Annotated in this window: 19 protein-coding genes and 1 other RNA gene; 10 read left to right on the forward strand and 10 right to left on the reverse strand. The window is 41.0% G+C overall.

The features are described from left to right. The first annotated feature begins 3 nt into the window (after positions 1 to 3). On the forward strand, positions 4 to 819 hold the full coding sequence (locus tag RE471_RS08825; RefSeq protein WP_309214490.1) for a hypothetical protein: 816 nt from the start codon (positions 4 to 6) through the stop codon (positions 817 to 819). A gap of 707 nt (positions 820 to 1,526) precedes the next feature. Here the strand turns inward: RE471_RS08825 and RE471_RS08830 are convergent. After that, on the reverse strand, positions 1,527 to 2,150 hold the full coding sequence (locus RE471_RS08830) for a zinc ribbon domain-containing protein (protein WP_309214491.1): 624 nt from the start codon (positions 2,148 to 2,150) through the stop codon (positions 1,527 to 1,529). A 217-nt stretch (positions 2,151 to 2,367) separates the two neighbouring features. Here RE471_RS08830 and hutU point away from each other — a divergent pair, with 217 nt between their 5' ends. Next, the gene (gene hutU / locus RE471_RS08835) at positions 2,368 to 4,026 is read left to right on the forward strand and encodes a urocanate hydratase (protein ID WP_309214492.1); all 1,659 of its coding nucleotides are present in this window, start codon (positions 2,368 to 2,370) and stop codon (positions 4,024 to 4,026) included. Positions 4,027 to 4,033: 7 nt separating this feature from the next. Here the strand turns inward: hutU and RE471_RS08840 are convergent, their stop codons facing one another. Continuing rightward, positions 4,034 to 5,212, reverse strand: coding sequence for an MFS transporter (locus RE471_RS08840; protein ID WP_309214493.1), 1,179 nt, complete (start codon positions 5,210 to 5,212; stop codon positions 4,034 to 4,036). 161 nt (positions 5,213 to 5,373) lie between these two features. On the opposite strand from RE471_RS08840, the gene RE471_RS08845 reads away from it, so the two are divergent. The 4 genes from RE471_RS08845 to hisC all read left to right on the forward strand — a co-directional run bounded on the left by RE471_RS08845 (position 5,374) and on the right by hisC (position 8,999). Next, positions 5,374 to 6,630 carry an FAD-dependent oxidoreductase gene (locus RE471_RS08845; protein WP_309214494.1) on the forward strand — a complete coding sequence of 419 codons (1,257 nt, stop codon included), beginning with the start codon at positions 5,374 to 5,376 and terminating at the stop codon, positions 6,628 to 6,630. Between the two features lies 1 nt (position 6,631). Further along, entirely contained in the window at positions 6,632 to 7,075 is a 444-nt protein-coding gene (locus RE471_RS08850) for an SRPBCC domain-containing protein (RefSeq protein ID WP_309214495.1), read from the forward strand. Between the two features lie 122 nt (positions 7,076 to 7,197). Further along, entirely contained in the window at positions 7,198 to 8,022 is an 825-nt protein-coding gene (locus RE471_RS08855; RefSeq protein WP_309214496.1) for a RimK family alpha-L-glutamate ligase, read from the forward strand. 29 nt (positions 8,023 to 8,051) lie between these two features. Continuing rightward, positions 8,052 to 8,999, forward strand: coding sequence for a histidinol-phosphate transaminase (gene hisC, locus RE471_RS08860; RefSeq protein ID WP_309214497.1), 948 nt, complete (start codon positions 8,052 to 8,054; stop codon positions 8,997 to 8,999). Between the two features lie 2 nt (positions 9,000 to 9,001). On the opposite strand, the gene ftcD is transcribed toward hisC, so the two are convergent. The 3 genes from ftcD to RE471_RS08875 form a co-directional block, all read right to left on the reverse strand. Beyond that, positions 9,002 to 9,898 carry a glutamate formimidoyltransferase gene (ftcD, locus tag RE471_RS08865; protein WP_309214498.1) on the reverse strand — a complete coding sequence of 299 codons (897 nt, stop codon included), beginning with the start codon at positions 9,896 to 9,898 and terminating at the stop codon, positions 9,002 to 9,004. Between the two features lie 42 nt (positions 9,899 to 9,940). Beyond that, entirely contained in the window at positions 9,941 to 11,449 is a 1,509-nt protein-coding gene (gene hutH, locus RE471_RS08870) for a histidine ammonia-lyase (RefSeq protein ID WP_309214499.1), read from the reverse strand. A gap of 82 nt (positions 11,450 to 11,531) precedes the next feature. Further along, positions 11,532 to 13,184 carry a thiamine pyrophosphate-dependent enzyme gene (locus tag RE471_RS08875; RefSeq protein ID WP_309214500.1) on the reverse strand — a complete coding sequence of 551 codons (1,653 nt, stop codon included), beginning with the start codon at positions 13,182 to 13,184 and terminating at the stop codon, positions 11,532 to 11,534. Positions 13,185 to 13,340: 156 nt separating this feature from the next. Here RE471_RS08875 and hydA point away from each other — a divergent pair, with 156 nt between their 5' ends. The 3 genes from hydA to RE471_RS08890 all read left to right on the forward strand — a co-directional run bounded on the left by hydA (position 13,341) and on the right by RE471_RS08890 (position 16,486). Then, on the forward strand, positions 13,341 to 14,711 hold the full coding sequence (hydA, locus tag RE471_RS08880; protein WP_309214501.1) for a dihydropyrimidinase: 1,371 nt from the start codon (positions 13,341 to 13,343) through the stop codon (positions 14,709 to 14,711). Beyond that, the gene (locus tag RE471_RS08885; protein WP_309214502.1) at positions 14,712 to 15,965 is read left to right on the forward strand and encodes a M20 family metallo-hydrolase; all 1,254 of its coding nucleotides are present in this window, start codon (positions 14,712 to 14,714) and stop codon (positions 15,963 to 15,965) included. It abuts the gene before it with no gap. A 377-nt stretch (positions 15,966 to 16,342) separates the two neighbouring features. After that, a complete protein-coding gene (locus RE471_RS08890) occupies positions 16,343 to 16,486 on the forward strand; it encodes a hypothetical protein (protein WP_309214503.1) in 144 nt (47 codons plus the stop codon). 191 nt (positions 16,487 to 16,677) lie between these two features. Here the strand turns inward: RE471_RS08890 and RE471_RS08895 are convergent, their stop codons facing one another. After that, entirely contained in the window at positions 16,678 to 18,090 is a 1,413-nt protein-coding gene (locus RE471_RS08895) for an APC family permease (protein WP_309214504.1), read from the reverse strand. A gap of 111 nt (positions 18,091 to 18,201) precedes the next feature. Between RE471_RS08895 and bluB the strand changes: the two genes are divergently transcribed. Beyond that, on the forward strand, positions 18,202 to 18,876 hold the full coding sequence (gene bluB, locus RE471_RS08900) for a 5,6-dimethylbenzimidazole synthase (protein WP_309214505.1): 675 nt from the start codon (positions 18,202 to 18,204) through the stop codon (positions 18,874 to 18,876). Here the strand turns inward: bluB and RE471_RS08905 are convergent. The 4 genes from RE471_RS08905 to RE471_RS08920 all read right to left on the reverse strand — a co-directional run bounded on the left by RE471_RS08905 (position 18,864) and on the right by RE471_RS08920 (position 22,132). After that, entirely contained in the window at positions 18,864 to 19,274 is a 411-nt protein-coding gene (locus tag RE471_RS08905) for an NUDIX hydrolase (RefSeq protein ID WP_309214506.1), read from the reverse strand. The two genes, bluB and RE471_RS08905, sit on opposite strands and share 13 nt — an antisense overlap. Positions 19,275 to 19,318: 44 nt before the next feature. After that, positions 19,319 to 19,610: RNase P RNA component (gene rnpB / locus RE471_RS08910), an RNA gene on the reverse strand. 50 nt (positions 19,611 to 19,660) lie between these two features. Next, on the reverse strand, positions 19,661 to 20,896 hold the full coding sequence (locus tag RE471_RS08915) for an MFS transporter (protein ID WP_309214507.1): 1,236 nt from the start codon (positions 20,894 to 20,896) through the stop codon (positions 19,661 to 19,663). A 96-nt stretch (positions 20,897 to 20,992) separates the two neighbouring features. Further along, positions 20,993 to 22,132 carry an MFS transporter gene (locus RE471_RS08920; protein ID WP_309214508.1) on the reverse strand — a complete coding sequence of 380 codons (1,140 nt, stop codon included), beginning with the start codon at positions 22,130 to 22,132 and terminating at the stop codon, positions 20,993 to 20,995. Positions 22,133 to 22,144 lie beyond the last annotated feature (12 nt).

The following is a 22,144-nucleotide window of genomic DNA, read 5'->3' on the forward strand; positions in this document are numbered from 1 at the left end:
CACATGAATCTAAAATCCCATTACAAGATGATAATTGCGATTATAATTGTTGTGATATTAGTCTCTAGCATGGCAATTTACTTCTATCCCCATAATAATACACATTACTATAATAATGGAGACAGCATCCATTTCCTTTATGCTGGTACTGATGTTATACATGATTACAGGGAATACAACTGCAGTGTCTCCTCATATTCTGTAGGGAATGGAAAACCATCATACCTCAATTCAACAGCCCTGATTGAACGCTCCTATTCCTCCTGTACACTGGGACAGATATCATTCAATATGAATATAAAGACACACAATATAAATAGTGGCAATATTAGGGTGTCAATATCTGCCAACCACTTCTGTGCAGACCTTACATACAAAAATAAAGAATATTTCAATGATTACCCCAGGGGCGTTTCCATTCTAATAGGTAATACAGGAAATGTAAATATTAGTGGCATTATGTTTGGGTTCCATCCTAATGATACAAGAACTGTTATAACAGTATCATCAGGCAAATTGACAAATACATACTACATAACAACACAGGTACAGAGTGCTGTATACGGCCATGTTGATTATACCGGCACATACAATATAGACAGGGTAAATGGCGAGTTTATTATGGAAAACGAAAACAATTCACATATGAATATAGTAGATGTACATAATGGATACTATTATTATTTTGTCCATCCTGATACAGGATACAGAATATACTCAATAAAAAATAGTACATTGAAACAAATAGGGACAATTGGAAATAAAACAATATCCAGTGGAAGCAGCTACCGTTATGTAATATGTAGTGATGACTTATGAATATTAAAAATCATATAAGATAATAATTTCAGTAATAATCATAATAGTATTAGACTCTAGCATGGCAATTTATTTCTATTCAAGTAAGACAGAGTACTATGTACACTACGGTTAAAATTTACCTATTTTCACTGGAATTAAATTCCACACCTATATTGAAAATTTAAATAGAACAGTAGACCAGCTTTTTAAGGCATTTTTAGTGTTTTTATTCAGATAATAAGATGCATAATGTTCATAACTATTACTCAGAATAAATAAAAAAGCGTTATAAGGTTGAAGAGGGCAAAGAAAAGTACCGCTGCTTATACAGAGTTTGCAGGCATAATATGTGGAAAAGAGAATAAAAGATGAGCGGTGAGATAAACATGGCAATTGCAGATATATAGATCTCCATGCCTAACATTAAAGAGTCACTAGTCACTACTATGTTCCAATCTATGCCTATAATTTAACGATTTAAATAGTTGTTGGATTGATGCATTTAAGGATGTAGTAATTTTGAGGGATAAGTTTCACTAACAATAAGATAAAATATGGCAATTATTGCCACTCAAAGGATCATAATCATGATAAATCGAGATCAAGGGGGAGCTGTATGCTGTAATTTCACGGCTAAACTAATTATTGGCTGAATTTTTGTGGTTAAACTTGTGTATTGAATTATACACCTTACTGCCTGATGCTGATAAAAATACAATGAGTTTTTATTTTAGTTTATATCCACAGTTGGGGCAATAGGTCATATCATCTGTAACAGGAAAACCACATCGTGGGCATCTCTTTGCAGTGTCTGGCAGATTTTCATTATTGCTGTCCTCAGCCATATTTTCCCTGATATTTTCATATGGATTTTTTTTCTTGTCATCACCGAATACAGCCATGCCTATGTTAGCCCTGGGCGCCTTTGCCCTAGCCATATCCAGCTCATGCTTCTTATTTTCCAGCATTTCCTTTTCCTTTCTATTTGATTCGTCCCTTTTAGCCACAGTTGCCAGCCTAGTAATTTGGTCCACCCATGACTTTGATTTTTTTACAGCAAAATCTACACGGCTTAATTTCTGAGACTCGCCGTAATACTCTATACTTAATACCTGTTTTGTAAATATTGGAAATGCAGGTTTTGCATAATTGGCATTCTCCACATTATAAAGAAATAGATTAATGTCCAGTTCTGCAGGAGAAGCCCGGAAAAAGGATTTCTGGCCCTTTTTTTCAAATATAATCCTCTTATCTGTAAGGAAGAGCAATCCTTTAATATAGTTGTTGTTCTCAATTTTTTTAGCTTTTGAGCTTAAGAATTCATGCTCATCATTTTCATATATCGGCATCGTATACATATAATGTATAAGATAATAAATTTTATCTTAGAAAGCACCTTAATTCGAACATGATACGCCGGTATTATTTATGGCAGTTAGTTCAAACATTATATAATTTTCAGTAAAAAATTTAAATATATACCATGAGCGAATTTCTATGCCACATGCTTTAATAAAATGCATGGCATAAAATAAAATTTAAATATTCCTCTGTTTTTATATTAATATGGTAAAAAGAGAGATACATGCGCCGCACGGCAATAAATTGAATACAAAGGGCTGGTCCCAGGAGGGGGCACTTAGATTGATTATGAATAATCTTGACCCGATGGTTGCCAAGGACCCTGACAACTTAATAGTTTATGGAGGAAAAGGAAAAGCAGCAAGAAACTGGGAGGCCTATGATAAAATCATAGAATCACTTAAATCGCTGGAAAACGACGAAACATTGCTGGTACAGTCTGGAAAACCGGTTGGCATTTTCAGGACAACAAAGGAGGCACCCAGGGTTCTCATAGTAAATGCCCAGATAGTCCCGCACTGGGCGACTGATGATGTTTTCTGGGACCTTGAGGCCAGAGGGCTTACAATGTTCGGCCAGATGACTGCGGGTTCCTGGGTTTACATAGGCACGCAGGGAGTTCTACAGGGGACATACGAAACACTATACGCCCTGGCCAGAAAGGTATATCATGCCGATAATCTAAAAGGCAAATGGTTCCTGTCGGCAGGCCTCGGGGAAATGGGAGGTGCACAGCCATTGGCAGCGAAGATGAATGGTGCCACCAGCATAATAGTTGAGGTGGATAAGGAGAAAATAAACAGGAGATTGAGGGATAAGTATCTGGATAAATACGCTGAAAGCTTAGATGATGCTCTCAAAATGAAAGATGAGGCACTGAAATCCGGGAACCCTGTATCTATTGCCGTGCTTGGGAATGCTGCAACAGTTTACCAGGAATTGCAGGATAGGGGCATTATACCTGATATTGTTTCAGATCAGACTGCAGCCCATGACATAAATCTTGGCTATGTACCTGAGGGCTATAGCATAGAAAACTTCCAGAAATTCCGTGCAGAACATCCGGAGGAATTCAAGAAGAAGGTTTATGAAACCATAGTAAAACAGGTAAAATGCATGCTCTACTTCCAGTCAAAGGGTTCTTCTGTATTTGATTACGGAAATGATATAAGAACCAGGGCAAAAGAGGGAGGGCTGGAAAATGCATTCGATATACTTGGATATGTCCCTGCCTACATAAGAGACCTGTTTGCAGTTGGGTCTGGCCCGTTCCGGTGGCTGGCCCTTTCGGGCAATCCAGAAGATATAAGAAAAATAGATGATGCTATAATAAAAAATATTGATGACAAACATCTCACTGACTGGATAAAGCTTGCAAAGGAGTATGTGCACTTCCAGGGATTGCCTGCCAGAATATGCTACGCCTCATATGGCGAGAGGGAAAAAATCGGATTAATGATAAATGATATGGTAAGAAGCGGTGAGCTGGAGGCACCTGTTGCAATCGGAAGGGATCACCATGACACCGGGTCTGTAGCATCCCCGTACAGGGAAACAGAGGCGATGAAGGATGGGAGCGATGCCATAGCAGACTGGCCCATACTCAACGCACTTTTGAATGCTGTCTCCGGTGCATCATGGGTGTCAGTGCATCACGGCGGGGGAACAGGAATAGGAAATGCAATCCATTCAGGTTTTGTAATAGTTGCTGACGGAACCGATGATGCTGCAAAAAGGATTAAGCGTGTGCTGAATGCTGATCCTGGAATAGGTGTGATAAGGCACGCTGATGCAGGATATGAGTCATCCAGGGAAATAATAAAGAATGGACCTAAATTCAAAAGTCCATACTTCAGCAAATAGTTTTATCCTATTTTAAAACTATTTTTTTCGTTTCCGGAAGTAGAAGAGTGAGCAGTATGGCAACAGCCATGATGGCAGCAAGGAAGTAGTATGCATTGAAATAATTTTTTCCGTGTATGAGCAGAGACATTGCAATTACGCCTATTACTGCACCGATTTTCCCCATCATTGATGAGAAGCCGTAGGAGGTGCCCCTGAATTCTGTTACAGTAACCTCCGCAGGTATTATTCCCACTGTTGCCCCGTCAAAGGCATTGAATAGCTCAAGGAATGATACTATGGCAATGATTCCTGCAAGATAGTAAAAATGGGGCAGTACAAGGAACAGTGCACCCATGAAAATAAATCCGGTTATCTGTATTCCCTTCCTTCCGTATTTATCCACCTTCATCATCACAAATATTCCAGATATTATGCCGATAATAAGAAAGAATGTGGTAACTATGGCATTGTCAACATTGGTTACAAAATGCCCAAGTTTCAGTATTGTTGGAAGGGTCAATGAAAGCCCGTAGGCAACGATATCGTAAAGGAACCATATAAGTGCGGCTATAACAATGTTTTTGTAATATTTTTTTGAAAACATCTGAAAGAATTTTGTCTTCTCCTTCTTCTGCTCCCACATCTTTGATTCTGGAAGGGAAAACCTCATGAATTCGACTATAATTGCAGGAATGACGGCCAGGCCCAGCATGATCCTCCACCCCAGGTTTCCCAGCGGGAACATGAACATGGCCACAATGGCGCTGCTGATTGATCCTATGCTGAAAAATACAGTTGCCATTGCAAGGTAGAATCCCCTTTTTTCATCTGGAGTCACCTCTGCTATGTATGAATTGGCTACCGGGTATTCTGCCCCCAGGACGATTCCCAGAAGAACCCTTGATATGAAAAGCATTATAAAATTCACTGAGAATACGGAAATAAGATCGAATATTATAAAGAATATAAGGGTGGAAAGATATATTCTTCTCCTGCCGAAAAGGTCGCTTATGTAGCCGACCATTATTGTTCCTATTATTGCGCCTATGATTACTGATGCTATAATAAGGCCATATTCCAGGGAACTCAATGGTATATAATTCTGTATCAGAATTACAGCGAATGCAATAACGGTTAGCTGGTAACCGTCAAGAAACATCCCAAATGAGGATAGTACTGTTGTTTTATTAACGGAATTTTCCATTTTCACAGTTCCATAAACAGACTGAACCTATTAAATTATCTATGTATTTGTATATAGTTCATATAAATTTATCCTTGAGGCAGGATTTGCCCAAAAACTGATTTATTGTGGTTATTTGAATTGCCACATAAAAATATATATAACAGTAAAATAAACTCCCAATGGAAAAAATAGGCATTATAGGTGCCGGTATAACCGGCTTGTTCTCTGCCCTGAATCTCGCCCTGGATGGCTATAATGTGACCCTATTTGACAGGGATTACATTATATCTGGAACTTCTGGAAAATTCCATGGGATGCTGCATAGCGGATCAAGGTATTCTGTGAATGACAGCCAGTCAGCAAAAGAATGCATACAGGAAAATCAACTTCTATCAGCAACCGCGTCGAGCTTCATTAAAAATACCGGCGGATATTACCTTGCACTGAATGATGAGGAGGCAGAATACGGCGATAGGTTAATAGCAAAAAACCGGGAAAATGGGATACCAACTGATGAATTGACTGTCAATGAGATGCTGGATGTGGAGCCCGGAATAAACAAAAATATTACCAGGGCATTGCACGTTCCAGATAAGGTAATTTACGCACATCCATTTGCAGCTGCAGTTGCAGTTGAGGCAAAGATGCTTGGAGTAAACCTGAAATTCAAAACTGAGATAACAGGCGGGGATAGAAGGGGCAATTCCATAGAATCCCTGAAATATACCAGCAGGAATAAAACATTCAGCGAGAAATTTGATTACATAATAAACACAACCGGGCCATGGTCCGGGCACCTTCTAGAATCCTTCGGCATTAAGGATTTTGAGGTAATGCCCACGCTGGGGTATATGGCATCATTTGACCGCCTTTTCTCCAATTCCATACTTAACAGGATGAGAGATCCTTCAGACGGTGACATACTCCTTCCCTATGGCAGTATGTCGGTTGCCGGCACGGTTGCAATTATATCAGAGGATGTTGAGAACAATGACATTGATCCGGAGGACCTGGATACAATGCTTTCTGAAGTGGCCCAGATGGTTCCATCCCTTACTGCCCATAGATATAAGAAACTGTACAGCTCCATGAGGCCACTGGTTAGGGAAGAAAACTCAAGGTCCAGCAGGGATTTTAAGATATACAGGAATATGGACAATGTCTTCAGCATAATAGGAGGAAAGTTTACAACCTCCAGGCTGATGGGCCAGGCCATTTCACAGAAAATAAGTGAAATTACTGGTTCAAAATCTATGGACACGTCGAAGATTGTGCTGAACGATACCTTTGATAGGTTCATGGACAGATACAGAAACCAGATAAATATGGGATTCATGAATTACATAAGTTCATACGGAAATAGCATGGACTACGGATATCTTAGCCAGATTGAAAGCGCCTTTATTTTCAATGAGGCCATCAGGGTAGGTGACTGAAATGGAATACAGTGGGGAAATACCTGTTAAAAGCACCTTAAATGATGTAAGGATCTTTCTTTCAAAGATAGAAAATATCACACCGTGCCTGCCGGGGATATATGATTTTGAAATAGAAGGAAACGAAATAAAATGCAAGCTCAAACTTGATATATCAGCAGCAGGTATTTCTGCAATGAATACTGTGACGGGAAAAATGACCTTTACGTATCTACCCGGGGATGAGGGTCTTAACATCCAGGGAAGTGGCAGAATCGCAGGGTCTAAGGTAAAATTTTCAATAGAGATTGCCTACGCCACTGATAATGGAAACACTGTTCTTCACTGGAAGAGCTCCTTTGACTTCGGCCTCATAGTAAAAATTATGGGAAAAAACAAAGTAGATGAAATATCGAAACAGAATATCGAGAGAACAGTAAACTGCATATCTAATAGGCTGAACTAATAATAGTATTTTATAAGAGATAATATTAATTTTAATATTTATTAAATTAATATTGCATGAATTTTGAATAATATTATATTTTATACGATAAATATTTAATAATCCCAAAAAATTAATGGCTTATGCTCAATTTCATTTACGATTCCATAGCCTGGGAGGAAAAACAGATAATTAAGGAACTCCAGGGTGATGGTATAAAACTCAATCTGATAAATGCAAAGGATCATCCACTGAGCCTAACAGGAGATATCGATATTACCGGCCCAGCCGTCATAAGATGCATGAGTGCAAAAAGGTCACTGTATTACTCATATATTCTGGAGTCCCATGGGATAGAAACGGTAAATTCATTCAATACGTTCAATATTGCCGGAAACAAAGCATTTACAACATCATTTCTTTACAGAAATGGAATCAATACTCCTGATACTGTAATGTCATTTTCCCATGACAATGCAATGGATGCAGCAGGTGATATGGGATACCCTGTGGTGTTCAAGCCGTCTACAGGAAGCTGGGGGAGGATGATTTCCCTTATAAGGGATGCAAACATGGCTGAAACAGTATTTTCCATGAATGATATGGTGGCGGAGAATTCATATTATATCCAGAGCTTCGTCAAAAGGCCTCCGAGGGACATAAGGGTGATAATGGTTGGGGGAAAAATTTCAGCGTCCATATACAGGTATTCTGGAGAGGGATGGAAGACCAACCTTTACCTGGGCGGCAGGGTTGAAAAAGCAGTTCTCGGAAAGGAGGAAACAGAAATTATAATGAAAGTTTCTGACCTTTTCGGACCGGGAATAATAGGAATAGATGCCATGGAATCAGAATCCGGGATCACTGTCCATGAGGTAAATTCCAGGGTTGAGTTTAAGGGTGCATCAAGGGTATATGGTAATGCCATAATAAGAGATATTGCCGAATACCTGAAAACACTGGATTAAGTTTAATAATTATCTTAAAATATCAGTTTATGAAAGAGATATACCTGGATAAAAATGAGAATCCATTCAACATACCGGACGCCATAAAAGAGAAATTCATAGATTATGTGAAAAATGCAGATTTCAACCGGTATCCGGAAAAGGGCCTGCCATCACTCATTGAGGGCCTTGGGAGGTTCACCGGTCTGGGGCCAGAAAGGATAATAGCGGCAAATGGCAGTGACGAGCTTCTTGACATGCTTATAAAAAGAGCAGCCGGTGATATTGTAATAAGCTCCCCTACCTTTGAAATGTATTCATTCTATGCAACCAATTACGGGCACAGTGCAATTGATGTTCCATTGAATGATGATTTTTCATTGAACGCCCCTGAAATTATAAAGCGCAGGGATGCAAAGCTGGTTATTATTTGCTCCCCGAACAATCCAACTGGAAACCTTATAGGGAGAGACAGCATTAAAGCTGTCCTGGAGTCCGGTGTAACAACAGTTCTGGACAATGCCTATTATGAATTTTCTGGAGAGGATTACACAGACCTGATAAGGAAATATGACAATCTGATAATTTTAAGAACGTTCTCCAAGGCCTTCAGCCTGGCCGGAATGCGTGTGGGTTATGGAATGGCAAAGCCAGACCTCATGGTAGGGTTGAAAAAATTGCAGGCACCTTTTTACATGAATATACTGTCTGCAAAACTTGCCGAGATTATGATGGAGAACTACAGCCTTATAGAGGAAAAGATAAATTATATAGTCAGGGAGAGAAAGAGGGTGTATGGTGAATTGGGTGAAATAGCCTACAATAGTGATACAAACTTTCTCATGCTGAAAAAGGATCTTTATGATTACCTTGCAGGTAAAGGAATACATATAAGGAAGCTGCCACTTGTAAAGGACAGGTCCAGAATTACAATTGGGACTGCTGAGGAAAACAACATTCTGATATCCGCAGTAAGGGAATATATAAAAAATAAATGAATTTAAATTTTTCCAGCATGAAAATCCAGCACATTATTATTTTTAAGATCAGACATCATATAATAGTTAAAGGATTCAACAAGAGCCTCTCTGGGTACCATTCCTATGAATTCTGACCCCGCTATGGATATTCCATATCTGGATGCTTCAGCCTTAACGGCCTGGAAGATGCGGTACAGGGGATTTTTTCTGTAATTCACCAGATTCATTGAAATCTGGACCATTTTCTTCTCCTGTATGAAGAGAGCCAGTGATTTTACATATGCAAAGCCACCGTCCCTGCCCCTGATGGCCGATGCAATTTTTCTTCCAACATGAATGTTGTCTGTGTTAAGGTATATATTCCACGCCACAAGGATATCCCTTGCGCCGATAATGGTTGCTCCTGCACTGCCAACAATGGAAGGGCCGTAGTCAGGTATATACCTCCCGGAACCTATGGATTCCCTAAGCTGTTCAATCTGGAAACTTTTATTACGTATATTTTCAAGGCTTGTCCTTTCAGGGGATAGTGCAGAATTTGCGTACATGAAAACAGGGATGCCCAGTTTCTCCCCAACAAGCTTTCCAACTTCATGTGATATTTTTACACATTCATCCATTGTGGTGTCTTCCAGCGGGATAAATGGCATAACGTCAGTTGCACCGAACCTCGGATGGGCCCCTGTGTGGGTGCCCATATCAATATTTTCTGATGCGATTTGTATAAGCCGGTAGGCTAGCCCAGCAGCCCTTTCAAGTGTCACAACTATAGTAATGACACTTCTGTTGTGATCGTAATCCATTTCTGTGTCAAGCAGTTTGGCATCCTGTGTTTCCTTCACTGCATTTTCTAGAAGGGTGATAGTATCTTTATTTCTTCCATCACTGAAATTCGGAACCATTTCCACAAGCTTCATGCGTATTTATAATAAAGTTCGATATTAAATTATAGGAAAACCTCAATGGAATCCTGTTTTTTCTATTATAAAATTCCTGAAAGATTCTGCTTCCATGATGCTGCATATTGCATTTATATCCTCTGTTGAGGGGCGGTCATGATCCAGTGGCTTCACTATTTCCCTTATTTTGCTATAAATATCCATTGTGGCCTTTGAGGGTTCAAGTTTCCTGAACTCCAGTGCCTGTGCACCTAAAAGGTATTCTATTGCAACTATGGTTTCCACATTTCTGTTGATCTCCACAAGCTTCAATGCCGCATTTGTACCCATGCTCACATGGTCCTCCTGATTTGCTGATGTGGGTATAGTATCAGCCGAATTGGGATGTGCCAGGGTTTTATTGACATTGCACAGGGCGGCTGCCGTATACTGGAGTATCATATACCCTGAGTTCAGGCCGTAATCCCTGACCAGGAACGGGGGAAGCCCGCTGAGGTTTGTGTCCACAATACGGGCCAGGCGCCGCTCAACCATATTCCCGAAATCAGTCATGGCTATTGCAAGAAAGTCAGATGCCATTGCAACGGGCTCTCCATGAAAATTTCCGGTGGAAATATACTCATCATCCATGAGCAGCGGGTTATCGGTTGCGGAATTTATTTCTGTGGTTAACACCTTTCTGACATATTCTACTGTGTCCCATACCGCTCCGTACACCTGCGGGGTGCACCTTAGGGAATATGCGTCCTGAACCTTTACTTTCCTTGCATTTTCAACTATGGCACTGCCCCTGAAGAGTTTTCTAAGGGCCCTTCCAACAAGCTGCTGACCCTCATGGGGCCTGGATGCAAGCGCCCATTCCGTGAATGCCCTGTCAGTACCAGAAAGGCCTTCAAAGGCGAGGGCAAATGAACCCAGAGCTTCACCTATTAATCTCTCAGATTTTTTCACCTCCAGTGCCAGTATGCCGCAGATGACGGAAGTGCCATTTATCAGTGCCACACCTTCCTTCTCTCCATAGCTGTATGGCTTTTTCCCAAGCTGCCTGAACACCTCACCTGAATTCATTCTTTTCCCATTGTAGAATACATCGCCTTCCCCCATTATTGCAAGGCCTATATGCGCCAGTGGCGCAAGGTCCCCACTTGCACCCACAGACCCATATCTGGGAACAACCGGGATTATACTTTCATTTATCATGAAGAGTATGAAATTTATTAGCTCCTCTGATACGCCAGAATAGCCCTTTACAAGTGTGTTTGCCCTTATAAGCATAATTGACTTCACTGTTCTTTCATCCAGTGGCTCCCCGGTTCCTGCGGAATGGCTCCTGATCAGGTTTATCTGAAGCTGTACTGTATTATTTTTTTCCACGTTTACATTCAGAAGCGACCCGAACCCAGTATTCACACCATATACGGGCTTTCCAGATTCCAGTATTTTCATTAAGGATCTCTTGGATTTTCTTATCTGTTCCATGGCAGAATCTGCTATCCCTGCCTTTTCCCCGTTATCAGCAACTGCAATTACATCCTCTATGCTAAGGCTGTTTCCATCAATGTAAATCATGATAATTATAATGCCAGATAATATATTAAACTACGCCACAGTTCAAAAATAACATTATTATAATGAGAATTATAATGAAAACTTAGTCATCTTTTGGCTTGAGCCTCTCCCTGAGTATTGAAGTTATGTATTTTGCTGCTACATTGAATTCGAGCTTGGGTGGCATGGGAGTTTCATCTGTCTCTGTTATAACATCAAGCACTGTTGGACCCTTTGAAACAAAGAATTCATCCATTTTACTTTCCAGGTCCTCAGGGTTTTCCAGCCTTATGCCGGTAGCCCCTGACGCTTCTGCCAGTTTAGAAAAGTCAGGATTGTAGAGTGCAACGCCGTATTCAGGGTATCCCATAACCTCTTCCTCAAGCTTGATCATACCGAGTATGTTATTATCAAAAACAACCAGCTTGACAGGAAGTTTATACTTCATTGCCGTTATAATTTCCATGGAGGTCATGGCAAAACTGCCGTCACCTATTATTCCGTATACTGTCTTACCGGAGGCCAGGGCCAACCCTATTGATCCGGGAATTCCAGCACCCATGGTGCCCAGCCATGATGAGAAGAAGAATTTATTGTTATGTTTTGCCTCTATAAACCTGTTGACCCACAGCGTAACATTGCCTGTATCGCCAATTATGATATCGTCATCCTTCAAACGCCGGGATATGGCATCTGCAACCACCTCCGCCCGTAGAGGCTTTCTCATGTCTGATACCTTTTTCTGCATCTCCCTGGACCATTTATCTCTTTCATCCTTCATTTTAGAATAATATTTGTCTTCTTTAGCCTGGACATTTATTTTGTCAAGGAAATATTTTATATCGCATAGATAAGAGTAATCAGCCTTCATAATTCTGTTTAGGTCCTCTATTCTATTGTTAACCTGTATATTTTTCACCTTTTTCAGGAAAGCAGTATAAGGAAACACAGTTCCTAGGAATATTATCAGATCAGAATTGTTTATGGCCTTTACAGATGGCTTGGTGCCAAGCAGCCCGATTCCCCCCATGACCTTTTCGTCATTATCTGGCAGGGTTCCCTTGCCATTCAGCGAATAGACAATAGGGGCACCGATTTTTTCCGCAAATTTATTGATTTCATCTGAGTACTGCCTGGATCCTCCACCTATGAATATTAAAGGCCTGTTGCTGGAATTAATCAGTTTCTCTGCCTCCTCAATGCCATCGGGACTATATGAAACAGGATTTATGTAGTAGGATAATTCTTCCTCCCTGCATTCCTTCTTAAGGATATCAACGGGCATGTCTATATGTCCAACCCCTCCCCTGATAATTGCCTCCCTGCATGCCTTCCACACAAGAAACTGGGCATTATCTGGGTTCACTATCCGTGCATTGAAAACAGATACATCATCAAATAGCTTCACAAGGTCCACTTCCTGAAAGTACTCATGCCCCAGGAGGTCTGTCTCTATCTGGCCGGTTAGTGCTATAACCGGTACATGCTGCATCTTTGCGTCGTAAAGGCCATTTAAAAGATGCACAGACCCTGGCCCTGAGGTTCCCATGCATGCAGATAGCCTGCCAGAATATTTAGACTCAAATGATGCACTGAGTGCCCCGCCTTCCTCGTGCCGTACCTGGATATAATCAATGTCATGATTCCTTCTGATAGAATCCACAATAGGATTCAAAGAATCCCCGGGTATAGCATAGATTCTTTTTACTCCGAAATTTACCAGTGTTTTTACGATTATATCTGCCACAGTTGCCATAATTTAATATTTAGTCGTTGTTTAAATTATTTTTGAATTTTTATCAATATTTATGCTTTAACATAAAAATAATTTTATCCGGTATTGTACAACATAAATCTAACCTGCACTGCTTCCTATAAATAAGTATTATATAATTATAACATATTTATTTTCATGAGCTTTGACCTTGTGCTGGAGGATGGAAACGTTTTTCTCGACGGTGAACTGAGGAGGACTTCCATAGGAATAAAGGATGGTAAGATAGCTGCTATTGGAATCATATCAGAATTTTCTGGCCATGATAAAAAGATTAATCTATCCGGCAAATTAGTAATACCTGGAGGTGTTGACCCGCACACCCATATAGAGGGATATTCAAGGGCTGGTACCATTAAGAATGGGACAGAATCAGCCGCCATAGGAGGCACCACAAGTGTGCTTGACTTTTCACAGGCTAATAAGAATGAGGATACTGTTGCTGCAGCAGCATCCAAGATAAAGAGGTTTTCAGATAGCAGCCCGCTGGATTTTACAATAAAACCCATGATGGTAACAGAGGATTTCAGTTCCCCTGAGAGGCTGGAAACCATTTTCTCTGAATTATCGAAGCTTGGAGTTATGGCTGTAAAAATATTCACAACATATAAGAATCTTGGTAGGTATGCCAATAATTACCAGATACTTCAGGGGATGAATACAGCAAAAAAACATGGTATAATGGTGCAGATACACGCGGAAAACAACGATTTCCTAGAGGGAAACATGGAGGCGCTGCTGAAAGAGGGGAAGACAGATCCAGAATATCATGCTCTGAGCAAGCCCCCGGTTAGCGAGGATGTTGCCGTTGCGGACTCTGCAGTAATGGCAGGGGATTCAGGCGTAAAGATATACTGTGTACATCTTTCTACCAGAAATTCCCCGGAAATTATCGACAACGCCAGAAAGCACGGAATTAACATATACGGAGAGACATGCCCACAGTACCTCATACTGGACGACAGTTTCCTAAAGGGGAAGAATGGAAATGAATACATATGCAGCCCGCCTCTGAGAAAGAAAGAGGACAATGAATTGATGTGGAAGGCTATATCTTCCGGGAAAATACAGGCAGTCGGGTCTGACCATGTTCCTTTCCTTTCAGATCAGAAGAAAGACCTGCCATTTAATAAGGTGCCAAATGGAATTCCGGGTATTGAAACACGATTGCCACTCCTGTTTTCTGAAGGAGTCCAGAAAGGAAGAATTACACTGGATCAGTTCGTTAATGTAATAAGCACATCACCTGCCAGAATATTCAATCTTTATCCCAGAAAGGGAATCATTTCCATTGGCAGTGATGCAGACATAACAGTAATAGACCAGAATATGGAACATGGATTAAGGGCTGAAGACCTCCATATGGGCACCGACATAGCTATATACAGCCATATGAAAACACAGGGATGGCCTGTCCTAACAGTGGCAGGAGGCGAAATAGTTGCCCGGGATGACACCTTCACCGGTACTGGAAGGAGAGGAAAATTTCTTGGCAAGGAGGCGATATGAATGGAAAACAGAGAAAGAATCAGGGAAATTCTTATAGAACAGGGTTCCATAGGTCGGGAAAATGGCAAAAAAATATCCAGATATATTGACCTGACGGCAGATGATGGCGTTACAAGGCCTGCCGGTACTGACCCTGACAAAAAGACCAGGGATTATTTCACTGAACTCTGCAGAAAAAATGGATTCGACCCCTTCGTGGATGTTTTCGGCAATATATTTGTGACACTTCAGGGTACAGATCCGGGAATTATAATGATGGGATCACATCTGGATTCTGTGGTCCATGGAGGAATGTTCGATGGGGCCATGGGCGTATTCAGTTCACTTGAAGTCCTGCTGAGATTAAAGGAATCTGGATACAAAAATAAGAAAACACTTGTTGTTGCAGCCTTTACCGGAGAGGAGGGATCTGCATTTCACCAGCCCATGCTGGGCAGCAATGGTTTTACCGGAAACATTTCCAGGGAAAAATTATGGGCAATAAAAAACAGGGATGGGGTTGACTTCAAATCGGCAATGCAGAGGATAGAATACCTGGGAGATTCTGAATTTCCCGGGAAACCGGAATATTATCTGGAGTACCATATAGAGCAGGGTCCGGTGCTTGAGGAAAAGAAAAAACAGATTGGCATAGTTACATCAATAACAGGGCAGTGTGTATTATCTGTCGAGATAAATGGCATACAGGGGCATTCCGGCACAACTCCAATGGAGATGAGAAGCGATGCTCTTGTGAGGGCTGCAGAAATTATTGAATTGGTTGACAGAACTGCCAGGGAAGCATCGGCTAAATATAAAAACCACAGTGTAGGAACTGTGGGTGAGCTTTCTGTTGACCCAGGCAGATTTAATGTAATACCTGGGCACGTTTCAATGAAGATAGACCTAAGAAGTGAGCATAGCAATAGCCTTGCGTATATGAAAAAGAATGTTATCTCTGAGCTGGAAACCACGAATAACGGTATAAATATTAAGTATACTATTGTTGCTGAGGTAGAGCCATCTATCATGTCCACAGAGGTCATGGATGCAATAAGGTCATCAGTGAAATCACTTGGATTCAGCTATATGGACATGCCCAGTGGTGCCGGCCACGATACAATACCAATTTCAAAAATATCGAAAGCTGGCATGATATTTGTGCCCAGTATAAAGGGGTTGAGCCATGCGCCTCTCGAATGGACTGATTTTGAAGATGTTGAAAGAGGATTGGAGGTGCTGGAGGGAGCTGTGAAAAACCTGGATAAAAAATAATTTTGAATTTACTGATAATTTTATTGTTAATATTGCTAATATTTACAAAAAATATTGCACACCACCAAAGTATGATATTGGAATGTAAATCAATAAATATTCCAACAATATATATGAGTTATGGAATTCACTGAACGAGAAAAAACTGTTTGCAGAATAATCTGTGATTCTGAAAAAATTAGATTTTCTGATATCAAGAAAATAAGTGGCCTCCATCAGGAAATCCTTTCAAGGGTATTGATAAGAATAAATGATGATTGTGGCATATCAAAATCCAGTAATGGCTATAAGTGCGCAGAAGGCAGTGCCAGCGCTTGCTGTACACATGAACAAATTAGTCAATAAATAAGATGGATGCATACATTAACTGATGGGAAATGAATGAAAAGGAAGTAATACAGAGAGATAATGGAGTGGAAGTTATAATGCCCGAAAATACAGATATTAAAGAAGTTAATGATGTTATAAGGTCATGTGCTTCAGGTAAAAATTCATGCTGTTCTACTGATTTTTCTCAGTGAAAACAGAGTTGGTGTGTATGAGCTCAATGGCAGGACTGTTATAAACATAACAGGCAACGTCACGAAGGAGCAAATAGAGGAAAAGATAAGCAGCTGTTCGTGCTTTGATAGATAAATCATAAAATTTCTACAGGCAGGATTTCTTTAATGTGATTAGAAAATAATTTGTATATAATTATATACATAAAAAATTAAAGTGTGAACTGCCCCACATCATCCAGTACTTTCGGTTTCCTGGCTCTGTAGTAGAAATACGATGCAACTATGAACACAAAGTACAGACCCGATATGTATGATGCGTAATTAAGTGGAGGCGCAGGAGCCGGATAAACCACATAAACTATGGCAACAACAAGGGCTATGGCCACAGCCCATGGAATCACCAGATGCCTTATTATTTTCAGGGTTCCCTTGCGTTTATGGTAAAATCCAAGGCCAATGCCTGCTATGGCGTGGTTCGAAAAGCTGAAGATAGAATTGCTTATAATAAGAAACAGGCTGGCAGTGAGTGGCCCAAGGATCAGCCCGGAAACAATTGCAATGGTTATGCTGAATAATCCGGTGAATATAACAAGATTTCCCGGAACTTTATGCTTGTTTATCCTTGTAAATACCTCGGGAAACAGAAGCTTGTCCCTGGAATAGGCATATGAAGTTCTCACTGTGCTGTTCATAAATCCCACTCCGGAAGAATTGAAACTGTTAACTATAAACAATGCAAAGATTGCAGCCACTGCAAGGCCAAGGTATTTTGTATAAACATATATTCCCGGGTCCGAAAGATTTGCGTAATTGAACATGTTGCCAAATCCATACACTACAGATTGTGCATAGGAGCTTATTATTATAACCGCCCCTATCATTGCTGCAAGTATTCCCAGTGCTAAGGGTATATTCTTCTTTGGATTTTTAGTTTCCTCGGCTACTGGAACTACAGAGTTGAGTCCGCCAAAGGTGGCAATTCCCAGAATCATTTCCACTGCAATGTCCGTATAGTTGAAATGGACTGCAGAGGCTGTAAACGGCAGAACAGAGTTGTTTGGACCTGCAATTATTATAAGTGCTATTGATGTTCCCATGAGAAATATAAACTCAGCCATTCCAGTATACAGGACGTATTTCAATGACAGTTTAACCCCGAAATAACTCAGTGCAGTTGTTTCACCAATAACTATGACTGTAAGTGGAATCCAAATCCATGGATATGCAACTGCCAGTGCAGGGTCAAGAGCGTAAAGGAATGCAGTCAGGCCCAGCATTGCAAATCCTGTGTACCCGAGAAGGTAGTAATAATAATAAGAAATCCCGCCGTAAAATGAGAGAAACCTCCCGGCTTTTTTGTAGGCCTTTCTATGAAACGCTGCCCATGAATATGCCGATGCAACCTCCTTGGACCATTCGTAGGTAATAAGTGTCATTCCACAGTAAATGACAAATGCAAGAACTATTACAAGCGTCATTGACCCGCCCACTGCACCCGCTATTCCAACAAAAAACAGTGCTGTCACCGCAGCCGGGCCATTCGTCCCAAGACCCTGTGCAAGCGCCTGCCACATACTCAGGGTATTCGTGGCAAGCCCTGATTTTGAATTTATATCTTCCATGGGAATAAAACTGTAATTTGTATTTAAATATAACGAAAATACTAATAAAAATTGATAACAGTTAACAGGCTACGATGAAACATTATTAACCATAGAGATATTATGGTCGCCATGGATGTTTACGAGGCTATAAGAAAGAGGAGAGATGTCAGATCATGGTTTTCAGGGAAACATATAGAAAACGAGGTTCTTTCAAGAATTCTTGATGCGGGAAACCGTGCACCTTCAGTAGGCCTTTCACAGCCATGGAACTTTATAATAATCAGGGATGTAGAAACGAGGAAGAAAATAAAAAGCATAGTGGAAGCCAAAAGGGGAGAATTTTACGAGTCCCTGCCTGATGGTAAGAGAGAGAAGTTCAGGAATATCAAGATTGAGGGCGTACTGGAGTCTGATCTGAACATATGCGTTACCTGTGACAGCACCAGGAAGGGGCCCGATATCCTTGGCAGGGCTACCATTCCGGAAACATCTGAGTACAGTGTTGTGCTTTCCATAGAGAATATGTGGCTGGCTGCCCGGGCAGAGGGGATAGGTATGGGATGGATAAGTTTTTTCGATCCAGAGGATATCAAACCCGTGCTGAAAATTCCGGAGAATATAAAGATAATTGCATATCTTGCAGTGGGTTACCTGAATGAAGACCATGATATACCCGAACTGGAGGAGAAGGGCTGGGAGAAGCGGATACCAGTTTCAAACCTAGTCTATGAGAATTTTTGGGGCAATTCTACTGGGCAGTATCTGGAAAAGGCCCTTGAAAATTATGCATTTCAATGGAAATAATCCTTTAAAATTCTGTATGTCAATCCAAATATGACGTATCCTGAGTATGTATAACTTTCTTCTCCATGTGAGAGGCTATTCTGGGATACCCAGAAAAACTTTGCAACCTCACTGTCAGGCGAGACGTCCCTGCGATCGGTGGTACATTCAAATGCAGCCACGCTCACATGGCCGTTCAGGGTATGGTATATTCCAAGGGATTTTTTAACTGATATTGGTAAGCCGGTTTCCTCCATTGTTTCCCTGACTGCAGTATCCATGCAGCTCTCACCTGGCTCCCTGTGTCCACCGGGGAGGGCCATCTGGCCTGACCAGGGATCACCCTTCTGATCTGCCCTTTTTATCAGAAGAAATTCATTACTGTTCCATATAAGTGCCACAGCAGCCATGCAGTCCATAAAATTGGATTTTTAGATTGTATATAATTATATTGAAATGGTGGAAATGCCCGGAGTAAGCCTCCTTCTGTTAGCCTTTCGGTTGGCAACATTCGACTATGCGTCTTACCTGAATCTGGCAGCTGTATTCAACGATTCAATTTAGACTTGCTCCCTGCAGGGAGAGTTCTCATCGGCCCTCCGTGAAACGTCATCTTTTCAAATCATCCTTGGCACGGAGCCGTTTATTTCTTGTCTCTTTACCATGCCTCTCGGCATACCGGCTTTCACCGGTTGCAGCCAGCTGTGGAGGGGGGACTTTCCTCACCTTTCGGCGTCAGTTGCCCTCGGGCTTTTCCTTGTATATAATTGCAGTAAAACATTTAAAGTTATCATGCTTCAGCGGTTCAGATTTCAGGCAGCATGTCTCCAGTATAACCGTATACTTCATGAAATAACTTAAGTGTTATAACAATCCCGAATAGAGATGCCAGTGCAATGACCAGGGTAGAGTATCCTATGCCTATCCGTGAAAACATTAGGGGAAACACGGTGATTGTTAGGAACGATGGAAGCATGTAAAGGAAGTTTGAGAACCCTGTAGCCTTTCCACGGAATTCAGTGCCTGCAGTGAGGGCCTGGGATGTAATAATAGGCTGGTTGTTCCAGTGGTTGCCCCATACAAATATCATCATGGCGGCAGGCAGCAAAATGAAAAAATGCATTATGAGGGATATGCCTGAGAGAATTAAACCGCTTAAGGACATGGAAAATCCTGTATAACCCACACGCCTCATACCCAGCATGGGCAAAAGCCTGGGCCCTAGATAACCCGCCGGGACGCCTATCATGTATATTCCTATTATAACTAATCTTTCATACAGAAGACCGGGCACACCAAACCTGAGTATAATATATGGTATGAAAAATGCAAATGTCCCCACCTCTATGCCACTTGCTATTCCTGAGAGCCATGAATACAGGGATGTATGCCATGTTACAGTGCTTCCTCTCAGTTTTCTGAAGAAATCGGTATACGTATGTTTCCTCCTCTTCCAGGCAGTGGATTCCGGAATATGCCTGTAATATGAGAGCAATGCTATTGAAGGGAAAACTGGCAGGAGCAATATTATTTTCCATATGTAATATGATGTGGACCCGGATATGGCAAGGAGAATAACAGCTGTATTGATTCCCAGAATTGCCAGGGTGGCCATTAGTGTATTATATGATCCAGTAACCTCCCTCTTTCCGGGTTCAACAGACTCCATTATATATGAATACACGTTTGCTATATCTGAACCTGCCGGAATACCAGCAAGAAACCTGAAAATGGAAAGGTATAAAACATTGGGAGAAAGTGCAGACATAACAGAGGAAACTGCAAATAAAATAACGTTAAAAAGGAAAACTTTCCTTCGCCCTGCCCTATCCGTGAGAACCCCACCAAGAATTGATCCAAATGCTGCTCCCCCAACTGTCGCCCCGGTTATTATTCCAAGGTAGTCGGTGCCAAAATTTAAACTACGCTCCATGAATATACTGATCATGGGTACAGAGAATATATTCCATTCATCAATGAAAAGCGATAAAAGCATTAAACTGGATAATTTGATTCCGTTTATTTCATCCTTTCTGCCCATAAATGAAAATGGTTGGATCGTATAATAAATTCCAGAAATGTGCAATTTCTGCACCTAAACAGGCATTTATCTGTTATGATGGCCTTTAATATACTGTCAGATCCTGATCTTCCTGTATTTTATAAAGAATATTATGTCGTAGGAAAGTTTCAATCCGCCTCCGGCCAGGAACATGAAAGGGGGAAAAATTGACATAAGTGCGCCTACAATACCTGGGCCGGGTATCATAGAACCGTTCCTCACAGCCGAGAATATAGAATTGCTTTTTACCCTGTAATCAGGCTCTATTATTGTGTTTATCAGTGTATCCCTTGCTGGAACATCCATCTGGCTTGTGGTCTGCCTTAGGAACAGGAAGATTTCGCTTATTGCCAGTATATGAATAACAGGGACCAGCATAAGGAATATATTGCTAACGGAATGTGTGTACACCATTGTCCTGATAAGGCCTATTTTCTCTGATATCAAGGGAGAGATCAGTATTGATATGGTGGTTATGACGTTCACCCCTACGAATATAAGCCCGGCGGTGCTCAGGGAAATATGATAAACGTACTTGAAGTACAGTGATATCATAGAGACCGTAACGAATCCGCCGGCCAGGGCATCCATGGAAAAAAGATATGATAATGAAAAGACATGCTTCCTAGTTTCCGGATTGAGGTCTTTTGCCGGTATTTTTTTATGCTGAGGAAACCTGATAAACATATACAGAATAAACTGGCACAGTGCCACAACTGTAAGTATGAGGAATACTATTCGATAATTTATATTGGTGTAAAGAAACAGGAATATGGATGCGATTATTGTTGCGCCGTATGAAAAGAAATTGTATACAGAGAATGCCCTTCCCTTGCTCTTCTGGTCCGTTTCATAATAGCTCATGGCATACTGTTCTATGGGCTGGTTAGGGCTTATATCCCTTCCTGAAAGTGATATTGACCCGAGCATGAGCGATATTATGAAGACATAAAAGTCATAGAAGATAAAATTCAGAAGCAATGCTATGGCCAGAGCAGCAGAGATTATATACATCTTATAGCTGTTTTTAATATTCATGGCCGGAAACAGGTATATGATAAATGTTGAGAATGCTATGCTGAATAGCACTATTACTCCAACGTCGAATACATCTACAAACTTTGCAAGGTAAAACGGCGTTATAACTGCCAGCATGGAGAGTATAAACGATCTCGATGCTTTTGAAAACGAAATGAAATAGCTCTGAACCTTCATTTTAATCCTGAA

The organism is Ferroplasma sp. (assembly GCF_031200575.1).
GTDB lineage: Archaea > Thermoplasmatota > Thermoplasmata > Thermoplasmatales > Thermoplasmataceae > Ferroplasma.

Coding starts and splice junctions, on each gene's coding strand:
- RE471_RS08825 (WP_309214490.1), top strand. CDS start 4: ATGAATCTAAAATCCCATTACAAGATGATAATTGCGATTATAATTGTT.
- RE471_RS08830 (WP_309214491.1), bottom strand. CDS start 2,150: ATGCCGATATATGAAAATGATGAGCATGAATTCTTAAGCTCAAAAGCT.
- hutU (WP_309214492.1), top strand. CDS start 2,368: ATGGTAAAAAGAGAGATACATGCGCCGCACGGCAATAAATTGAATACA.
- RE471_RS08840 (WP_309214493.1), bottom strand. CDS start 5,212: ATGGAAAATTCCGTTAATAAAACAACAGTACTATCCTCATTTGGGATG.
- RE471_RS08845 (WP_309214494.1), top strand. CDS start 5,374: ATGGAAAAAATAGGCATTATAGGTGCCGGTATAACCGGCTTGTTCTCT.
- RE471_RS08850 (WP_309214495.1), top strand. CDS start 6,632: ATGGAATACAGTGGGGAAATACCTGTTAAAAGCACCTTAAATGATGTA.
- RE471_RS08855 (WP_309214496.1), top strand. CDS start 7,198: ATGCTCAATTTCATTTACGATTCCATAGCCTGGGAGGAAAAACAGATA.
- hisC (WP_309214497.1), top strand. CDS start 8,052: ATGAAAGAGATATACCTGGATAAAAATGAGAATCCATTCAACATACCG.
- ftcD (WP_309214498.1), bottom strand. CDS start 9,898: ATGAAGCTTGTGGAAATGGTTCCGAATTTCAGTGATGGAAGAAATAAA.
- hutH (WP_309214499.1), bottom strand. CDS start 11,449: ATGATTTACATTGATGGAAACAGCCTTAGCATAGAGGATGTAATTGCA.
- RE471_RS08875 (WP_309214500.1), bottom strand. CDS start 13,184: ATGGCAACTGTGGCAGATATAATCGTAAAAACACTGGTAAATTTCGGA.
- hydA (WP_309214501.1), top strand. CDS start 13,341: ATGAGCTTTGACCTTGTGCTGGAGGATGGAAACGTTTTTCTCGACGGT.
- RE471_RS08885 (WP_309214502.1), top strand. CDS start 14,712: ATGGAAAACAGAGAAAGAATCAGGGAAATTCTTATAGAACAGGGTTCC.
- RE471_RS08890 (WP_309214503.1), top strand. CDS start 16,343: ATGAATGAAAAGGAAGTAATACAGAGAGATAATGGAGTGGAAGTTATA.
- RE471_RS08895 (WP_309214504.1), bottom strand. CDS start 18,090: ATGGAAGATATAAATTCAAAATCAGGGCTTGCCACGAATACCCTGAGT.
- bluB (WP_309214505.1), top strand. CDS start 18,202: ATGGATGTTTACGAGGCTATAAGAAAGAGGAGAGATGTCAGATCATGG.
- RE471_RS08905 (WP_309214506.1), bottom strand. CDS start 19,274: ATGGACTGCATGGCTGCTGTGGCACTTATATGGAACAGTAATGAATTT.
- RE471_RS08915 (WP_309214507.1), bottom strand. CDS start 20,896: ATGGGCAGAAAGGATGAAATAAACGGAATCAAATTATCCAGTTTAATG.
- RE471_RS08920 (WP_309214508.1), bottom strand. CDS start 22,132: ATGAAGGTTCAGAGCTATTTCATTTCGTTTTCAAAAGCATCGAGATCG.